This window comes from Nonomuraea sp. KM90, from assembly GCF_052246675.1.
In the GTDB taxonomy this organism is placed as follows: Bacteria; Actinomycetota; Actinomycetes; order Streptosporangiales; family Streptosporangiaceae; genus Nonomuraea.
Genome location: NZ_JBQQCB010000231.1, coordinates 1 through 8600, shown reverse-complemented (window position 1 = coordinate 8600; position 8600 = coordinate 1). Strand labels below are relative to the sequence as shown.

Sequence of the window (8600 nt, the reverse complement as noted above, 5' to 3'; positions counted from 1 at the left end):
CCGGGGCGGCGGCCTCCGCGACCACCTACGGCGTGAACGTCGCCATGGACCCCAACCGGAGCTTCGACGCCGGTGAGTTCGCCCTGGAGACGCTCGCCGGCGCCACGGTGGGCGCGGCCACCTTCGGGCTCGGCCGGGTCCTGGGCCGGGGCATGCGGAACGTCGGGTGTGGAGCGCCCAACAGCTTCGTGCCCGGCACCGAGGTCCAGATGGCCGACGGGAGCACCGAGGACATCGAGCGGATCGAGGTCGGGGACGAGGTGCTGGCCACCGACCCGGAGACCGGCGAGACCGCGGCCAAGCCCGTCACCGCCCTGATCACGGGTGAGGGCGACAAGGAACTGGTCGACATCACCGTCGACACCGACGGCGGGAAGGGAGAGGAGACCGGCGAGGTCACCGCGACCGGCGAGCACCCGTTCTGGGTCCGCGACCTGGGCACGTGGGTCTACGCCAAGGACCTCGAGCCCGGCATGTGGCTGCGCACCTCCGCGGGCACGTACGTGCGGATCGAGGCGGTCGGGAAGCGGACGGCCCGCCAGCGGGTCCACAACCTGACCGTCGCCGACCTGCACACGTACTACGTGCTGACGGGCAGCACGCCGGTGCTGGTGCACAACACCAATCCGAAGTGCGGGATCACCATCAGAACGGAGCTGGCGGAGAACCTGCCCGCCGGGATCCGGGCCCGCTACGCGGAATCGGTCGCCGCCGTCGAAACGGCCGCGCTCCGGCTCGCGCAACGGCCTCAGGACATTCTCCGGGGCTTCCAGCGGAACGAACTGAGGGAATATCGCAAGCTGATCCGCGCGGGCGACTTCCGTGGCGCGCGCCGGTTCTTCGGGTCGGCATTCCATCGGGCGCTCTACCGGGAACTGAACGCGATAGACCCGGGGCGGTGGGTATACAAACCCAGCTGGGGTGTCGACTTCTACGACCGGCGCCTGATGAACTGGGTCGAATTCACCACCGTCAAGGATTACGCGAACCATCTCGGGCGGGCGACCACCGGAGGGTACAGCCGGGTTCCGTACGTGCTGTACAGCATCGGCCGGCTGCCGTCCTGACCATCGATTGACACCGAGCCGCCCCCGGCCTCGTCCGGGGGCGGCTCGCCCTCGTCCCCGGTAAAATGTGCGACTCCTGATCGAGGCGACGGAGAGGTCGGCTGGTGAAAGCGAGCGACGAGCTACGGCTGAATGGCGCCCGATTGACGGGCGCGGACTATTCCGGGCGGCGTTTCGGGTATTTTCTCGTCGCGAACGGCAGCCGGCTCACCCGGTGCGATTTCCGCGGCGTCCGTGCCACGGACGGCTGTCTGGGCGGCGGCCTGCAGCCGAGCGTCTACACCGAATGCGTCTTCGACGGCAGCACCCTGCAAGGCGACGGCCTCGATCCCGGCCGGGCCACCTTCGTCTCCTGCTCCTTCCTGGACGTGACCCTGTCCGGCCTCACCTTCATCGACGCCGAATTCGTGGACTGCGTCTTCTCCGGCAGCCTGGAATCGGTCACCTTCTCCGCGGACCCCTGGGCGAGGGACGCCGAGCTGGGGCGGACGACGAACAGGTACGAAGGCAACGACTTCTCCGCCGCGCGCATGACGGACGTGGACTTCCGCGGCGGGATCGACCTGGACCGGCAACGGCTCCCCGAGGGCGCCGGCCACCTCGTCCTGCGGGACGCGGCGGGCGTTCTGGACCTGGCGCTGCGGGACATCGAGCGCTGGGCCGACGCCAAGGACCGCGACGAGGCCCTGGCCACGATCGACACGCTGGAGTTCGACGTCCAGGGGGGCCAGCGCGACCTGTTCACGGACAAGGCGTTCCTCACCAAGGGGTTGTCCCCCGAGGCGGCCGAAAGGCTGCTGGCCATCTTCCTGGAGCACTCCGCGCGCTGACCGCCCCGCCGATCGGTGCGCCGGTCGTTGCGCCGGTCGTCGCGCCATCCGGGCAGGATGCCCGACGGATGGCGGATGATGCCGGGGGGTGCCGGCCGGGAGGATGACCGGCATGGATCCTGAACTCGAAGCATTCGTCCCGTTGTTCCCTCCGGCTGACCTGAGCGACCCGTTCACGGCGCGCAAGTCCTTCGCCGAGCTGGCCGCCAGGATGCCGGCGCCGGACACCTCGGGCATGGAGATCGAGGACCGCACGGTGGCCGCCGATCCGGACGTGCCGGTGCGGATCTATCGCCCGCACCTTGCCCACGGCGCCATCGTCTGGTTGCACGGCGGCGGGTTCGTCATGGGTGACGTGGACACCGAGCATCCGTGGGCCGCCCGGCTCGCGGACGGCTCCGGGGCGGTGGTGATCTCGGTGGGCTTCCGGCTGGCGCCCGAGCACCGGTTCCCGGCCGCCCTCGACGACGCCTACGCCGTACTGGAGTGGACGGCCGAGCACGCCGCCGAGCTCGGCGTCGATCCGGAGCGGATCGCGGTCGGCGGGCACAGCGCCGGCGGGGGGCTCGCGGCCGCGGTCGCGCTGCGGGCGCGCGAGGAGCAGGGGCCGCCGATCCGCTTCCAGCTGCTCAACCAGCCCGGGCTCGACGACCGGCTGGAGACCTGGTCGGCGCGGAACTTCACCGACACGCCCTGGCTGAATCGCGGCAAGCTCGCCGCGGCGTGGCGGCACTACCTGGGTGACACGCCCGCCTCACAGCCCAATTCACCGGCCAATTCACCGGCCACTTCATCGGCCACCTCGCCGTACGCCGCACCGGCGCGCGCCACCGACCTGTCCGGTCTGCCGCCCGCCTACGTCGCCACCGCGGAGCTGTGCCCGAACCGCGACGAGGACATCGCCTACGCGCTGCGCCTGCTGCAGGCGGGCGTATCGGTCGAGCTGCACCAGTGGCCGGGCACCTTCCACGGGTCGCAGGCGATCATGTCCGCCGAGGTGTCGCAGCGGCAGATCGCCGAACTCGGCGACACCCTGCGCCGGGCGCTGGCCGGGTGAGCGCGGTGACCGCCACCGGCCTCACCGCCGAGGCGAGGGAGCTGGCCGCGCCGCCCGAGAGCCTGGGAGATCTGCTGCGCCCCTACGGGTGGAGCTTCGCCACCGTCGTCATCCTGCACGTGATCGGCTCCGTCGCCGGTCTGGCGCCGCTGCTGGCGGTCGTCGAGCTGGGGCGTACGCTCCTGTCGCCCGGCCCGGCAGATCCCGGCCGGGTCTGGACCGTCGTGCTCGCGGGTGCGGCCGGCCTGTTCGTCCGGCTGCTGTTCACGGTCGCGTCGTCCGGGATCGGGCACCTGCTCGACGCCCGGGTGGAGCTGTCGTTGCGCCGGCACCTGGCCGCGCGGCTGGGGCGGGTGCCGATCGGCTGGTTCTCCCGGCGGCGGACCGGCGAGCTGGCCAAGGTCGTGGGGCAGGACGTGAGTGCCGTGCACCCGCTCATCGCCCACTTCCCCGGCGAGTTCGTCTCCGCGTTCGTGGTGCCGCTGGTGTCGCTGATCTACCTGTTCACCGTCGACCGGCGGCTCACGCTGATCACGATGATCCCGGTGGTGCTCGCCGTGGCGCTGGTCCCGCTGATGATGACCCCGAGCCGCCGGCGCGAGCAGGAGGCGCTCGACGAGGGGATGGGACGGATCTCGAACGCGGCCGTGGAGTTCGTGCAGGGCATCTCGGTGGTCAAGGCGTTCGGCGGGGGCGAGCGCGCCCACCGCAGCTTCCGCACGGCCACGGATGACTTCGCCGACACCATGCTCCGGTGGGTGCGCGGCCTGTCCGGCGTCGCCGCCGGGATGCAGCTGGCGCTGTCGCCGCCGTTCGTGCTGCTGGTCGTGCTGGCCGGCGGGACGGTTCTGGTCACGGACGGTTCCCTGGCCGCGGCGGACCTGCTGCCCTTCCTGCTCCTGGGGCTGGGACTGACCGCCCCGGTGGCGGCGCTCGGCCACGGCTTCGACGACCTGCAGGCCGCCCGGCGCGCGGTCGGCCGGATCCGGGACGTGCTCGGGGTGCGGTCGCTGCCGGAGCCCCGCCGCCCGGCCGCACCGCAGGGGCACCGGGTGGAGCTGCGTGGGGTGCGCTTCGGTTACGAACCCGGGCACGAGGTGCTGCGCGGGATCGACCTGGTGCTCGAGCCGGGGACGGTCACCGCGATCGTGGGGCCGTCGGGAAGCGGGAAGTCCACGCTGGTCCAGCTGTTGCCGCGGTTCTTCGACCCGGACCACGGCTCGGTCCTCCTGGGCGGCGTCGATCTGCGCGAGATCGGCGGCCAGGAGCTCTACCGGACGGTCTCCTTCGTCTTCCAGGACGTACGCCTGCTGCGCGCGCCGGTCACGGACAACATCGCGCTGGCCGTGCCGCGGGCCGGCCGCGAGGAGGTGATGCGCGTCGCCCGGCTGGTGAACCTGCACGATCGGATTCTCGAGCTGCCGCGCGGATACGAGACGGTGATCGGCGAGGACGTCAAGCTGTCGGGCGGTGAGGCCCAGCGGATCTCGATCGCCCGCGCGCTGCTCGCCGCCACCCCCGTGCTGGTGCTGGACGAGGCGACCGCCTTCGCCGACCCGCAGACCGAGCAGGCGGTACGCGCCGCCCTGGCGACGCTCGCCGGCGACCGGACGGTGCTGGTCATCGCCCACCGCCTGGAGACGATCGCCGACGCCGACACCGTCGTGGTGCTGGAGGACGGGGCGATCGTCGAGCAGGGCGATCCCGCCGAGCTGCTGGCACAGGACGGCAGGTTCGCCGCGTTCTGGCGATCCCACCGCTCCGCGATCACCGATGACACCCGTGGTGGCCTGCCGCAAGGAGATGAGCTGCGATGATCCGAATGTTGCTGCGCGTGCTGGGGCACGAGTACGCCCCGCCGATGCGTCGCACCGTGGCCCTGATGACGGCGACCGCGGTGGCCGAGGGGCTGTCGTACGCGCTGCTGGTCCCGGTGCTGCGGGCGCTGTTCGGGGGCGGGCCGGCGGACGCCTGGCCCTGGCTGGCCGGGTTCGGGGCCGCGGTCGCGGTCTACGCGGTGCTGCGCTATCTCAGCGACCTGTCCGGTTTCCGCGTCGGGACCACGTTGTTGCGGGGCGTCTACCACCGCTTCGGCGATCATCTGGCCCGGTTGCCGCTCGGCTGGTTCACCACCCGCCGCGTCGGGGAGGTCTCGGTCCTGGCCAGTGAGGGCGTCCTGCAGGCGATGGGGGTGGCGGCGCATCTGCTGGCACCGTTCATCTCCGCGTGCGTGACCCCGCTGACGATCGTCGTGGTGATGCTCGCCTTCAACTGGCAGATGGGGCTGGCCGCGCTGGTCGCCGTACCGGTGGTGGCGGCGATCCAGATCTGGACGGGACGCTCGACGGCCGCCACCGACGCGGAGCGCGGCGAGCGCGGCGACGAGGCCACCGGGCGGGTCATCGAGTACCTCCAGGCCCAGCCGGTGCTGCGGGCCGGCGGCCGGAGCGGCGAGCACTTCCGGCTGCTCGACGACGCGCTGTCCGGGCTCCAGCGCGCGGCCCGCCGTTCCCTGCTGTCGGCGCTGCCCGGCGCGGTGGGCCTGACGCTCACGGTGCAGGCGATGTTCACCGCGCTGCTGGCCCTGGGCGCCTACCTCGCGCTGGGCGGGAACATCGGCGCGGCGGAGGTCCTGGCGATCCTGGTGCTCGCCCCCCGCTGCGCCGACCCGCTGCTGTCGCTGTCGGACATCGGGGGCAAGGTACGCAGCGCCCGTTTCGACCTGGCCAGGCTCGACGCGGTGGTCCGCACCGAGCCGCTGCCCCAGGCGCGCGAACCGATCCAGCCGGTACGCCATGACCTGGAGTTCGAGTCCGTCACCTTCCGCCAGAACGGCCACACGGTGATCGGCGACCTGTCGTTGTCCGTGCCGGAGGGGCGGCGGCTCGCCGTGGTCGGGCCGTCGGGCGCGGGCAAGAGCACGCTGCTGCAGCTGCTCGCGCGCTTCCACGACGTGGACGCGGGCGTGGTGCGCGTGGGCGGGGTGGACGTGCGCGCGATCGACACCGAGGTGCTGATGGCGCGGATCGCCATCGTCTTCCAGGACGTCTACCTCTTCGACGGCACGATCGAGGAGAACGTACGTCTCGGCCGTCCCGGCGCCGGCGAGGCCGAGGTACGGGCGGCGGCGACCGCGGCGCGGCTCGACGAGGTGATCGAGCGGCTGCCCGGCGGATGGGCGGCGAAGGTGGGCGAGGGCGGCGCGCTGCTGTCGGGTGGTGAGCGCCAGCGGGTCTCGATCGCGCGGGCGCTGCTGAAGGACGCGCCCATCGTGCTGCTGGACGAGGTGACCTCCGCGCTGGACCCGCTGAACGAGGCGGCCGTCCACGAGGGCATCGATCGCCTGATGGCGGGCCGGACGGTGGTGATGGTGGCGCACCGGCTGCGGACCGTCCAGCGCGCCGACCACATCGTCTTCCTCGACGGGGGCCGGATCGCGGAGGAGGGCAGCCACGACGAGCTGCTGCGCCGCGGCGGCCGCTACGCCGATTTCTGGAATCTCTCCCTGGCGCCGGCGGCGGCGCGCCGGCCCGGGAGGACCGACCAGGAGTGATCACCATGACGGAGCCGCCTCGCGGCGGGCGGTCAGGCCAGGTCGACGGTTCGCACCCCCAGCGGGGCGGCGACGACCTGGCCGCGCGGCGCTCCCGATCTCGCGGATGCCAGGGAAGAACCGTGGCGAGTGCCGCTGCTGCGGCCGAAGGCCGGTGTTCAGGGTGGAATGTGCGGGAGTATGGTGGGGACTTGTGAGTACGTTCCGGATCAGCGAGGCCGCGGCGCTGCTCGGGGTCAGCTCCGACACCGTCCGCCGGTGGGTGGACGCGGGCCGGCTGGAAGCCGAGCGCGACGAGCACGGCCACCGGCGGATCAACGGCGCCGACCTGGCCGCGTTCGCCCGCTCGCAGGTCGAGGAGAGCGACGACGGTGGCCGGTCCTCGGCCCGTAACCGCTTTCGCGGAATCGTGACCGAGGTGATCCGCGACGCCGTGATGGCGCAGGTGGAGATCGCCGCGGGGCCGTTCCGGGTGGTGTCGCTGATGAGCCGCCAGGCCGCCGACGAGCTGGGCCTGGAGGCGGGAGTGGTGGCGGTCGCGGTGATCAAGTCCACCAACGTCGTCGTGGAGATTCCCGGTCACGAGCGCGTGACCAGTCACGTGTGAGGAGCCCCTCTTTGGCGTTCAGGCGTCTTACCCGATGGGCGATCGCCCTGCCCGTCGCGCTCGCGCTCGCGGGCCTGTCCGGTTGCGGCTCCGGCGGGCCGGCCGCGACCTCCGCCTCTGACCCGGCTCCGGCCGCCTCCGGCGGCGCCGAGGAGCTCACCGTGTTCGCGGCGGCCTCGCTGACCGGGACGTTCACCGAGCTCGGCAGGACCTTCGAAGCCGCGCACCCGGGTACGACGGTGAGGTTCAACTTCGGCTCCAGCTCGACGCTGGCGCAGCAGATCACCCAGGGGGCACCGGCGGATGTGTTCGCCGCGGCCAGCCCGGCCACGATGAAGACCGTCACCGACGCGTCGATGGCCGGTTCGCCGGTCACGTTCGTGCGCAACAAGCTGCAGATCGTCGTGCCGAAGGACAACCCGGCCCGGGTGGACGAGCTGAAGGACCTGGCCGACCGCAAGGTGAAGGTGGCGTTGTGCGCCGAGCAGGTGCCGTGCGGCGCCGCGGCGGTCAAGGCGCTGGACGCGGCCGGGCTCAAGGTCACCCCGGTCACCCTGGAGCAGGACGTCAAGGCCACGCTGACCAAGGTCGAGCTGGGCGAGGTGGACGCGGCGCTGGTCTACCGGACCGACGTGATCGCCGCGGCCGGCAAGGTGACCGGGATCGCCTTCCCGCAGGCCGACCAGGCGGTCAACGACTATCCGATCGTCGCCCTCACCGACGCTCCGGCCGGTGAGCTGGCCCGGCGGTTCGTCGATCTGGTGCTGTCGCCGCAGGGCAGGGACGTGCTGACCAGAGCCGGCTTCGAGGCGCCCTGATCACTGATGAGCTCTTCCATGCAGGAACAGGTCGATCTGCCCGAACCGCCGCGCGGGCGCGGCCGGCCGGCCGCGGGCCGCGAGGTCTCCGGGCGGCTGCCGTGGATGCTGGTGCTGCCCGCCGTGGTGGGGCTGGTCTTCCTCGTGCTGCCGCTGGCCGGGCTGCTGATCCGCGCCCCCTGGGCCACGCTGCTGCGGCGGCTGGCCGAGCCGCAGGTGCTGGAGGCGTTGCGGCTGTCGCTGGTGTGCGCCACCGTCGCCACCGCCGTGTGCCTGCTGCTCGGGGTGCCGCTGGCCTGGCTGCTGGCCAGGGTGTCGTTTCCCGGGCGGCGGCTGGTCCGGGCCCTGGTCACGGTTCCGCTGGTGCTGCCACCGGTGGTCGGCGGGGTCGCGCTGCTGCTGGTGCTGGGGCGGCGCGGGCTTGCCGGGCAGTGGCTGGAGGCCACGTTCGGCATCACGTTGCCGTTCACCACGGCGGGTGTGATCGTCGCCGAGGCGTTCGTCGCGATGCCGTTCCTGGTGATCAGCGTGGAGGGCGCGCTGCGCGCCGCCGACCAGCGGTTCGAGGAGGCCGCGGCCACGCTGGGCGCCTCGCGGTGGACCGTGTTCCGGCGGGTGACGCTGCCGCTCGTCATGCCGGGCGTGGTGGCGGGGGCGGTACTGTGCTG

Annotated in this window: 8 protein-coding genes; all 8 read left to right on the top strand. The window is 72.5% G+C overall.

The genetic code is table 11. The annotated features are described in order from the left end of the window. The coding region (locus ACTWPW_RS61660; RefSeq protein WP_443174647.1) for a polymorphic toxin-type HINT domain-containing protein at positions 1-1067 on the top strand (1067 nt) is incomplete at its 5' end. Positions 1068-1171: 104 nt separating this feature from the next. Next, positions 1172-1897 carry a hypothetical protein gene (locus ACTWPW_RS61655; RefSeq protein WP_375112652.1) on the top strand — a complete coding sequence of 242 codons (726 nt, stop codon included), beginning with the start codon at positions 1172-1174 and terminating at the stop codon, positions 1895-1897. A gap of 112 nt (positions 1898-2009) precedes the next feature. Beyond that, a complete protein-coding gene (locus ACTWPW_RS61650) occupies positions 2010-2954 on the top strand; it encodes an alpha/beta hydrolase (RefSeq protein WP_443174646.1) in 945 nt (314 codons plus the stop codon). Positions 2955-2959: 5 nt separating this feature from the next. After that, the gene (locus tag ACTWPW_RS61645) at positions 2960-4771 is read left to right on the top strand and encodes an ABC transporter ATP-binding protein (protein ID WP_443174645.1); all 1812 of its coding nucleotides are present in this window, start codon (positions 2960-2962) and stop codon (positions 4769-4771) included. Beyond that, a complete protein-coding gene (locus ACTWPW_RS61640) occupies positions 4768-6507 on the top strand; it encodes an ABC transporter ATP-binding protein (protein WP_443174644.1) in 1740 nt (579 codons plus the stop codon). The genes ACTWPW_RS61645 and ACTWPW_RS61640 overlap by 4 nt, the downstream gene beginning before the upstream one ends. Positions 6508-6700: 193 nt before the next feature. Beyond that, entirely contained in the window at positions 6701-7114 is a 414-nt protein-coding gene (locus ACTWPW_RS61635) for a TOBE domain-containing protein (protein ID WP_375112656.1), read from the top strand. 11 nt (positions 7115-7125) lie between these two features. After that, positions 7126-7932 (top strand): molybdate ABC transporter substrate-binding protein, encoded by an 807-nt coding sequence (modA, locus tag ACTWPW_RS61630; protein WP_443174643.1) that lies wholly within the window; start codon positions 7126-7128, stop codon positions 7930-7932. A gap of 18 nt (positions 7933-7950) precedes the next feature. Further along, positions 7951-8600: ABC transporter permease (locus tag ACTWPW_RS61625; protein ID WP_443174642.1), on the top strand; the 650-nt coding region annotated here is incomplete at its 3' end.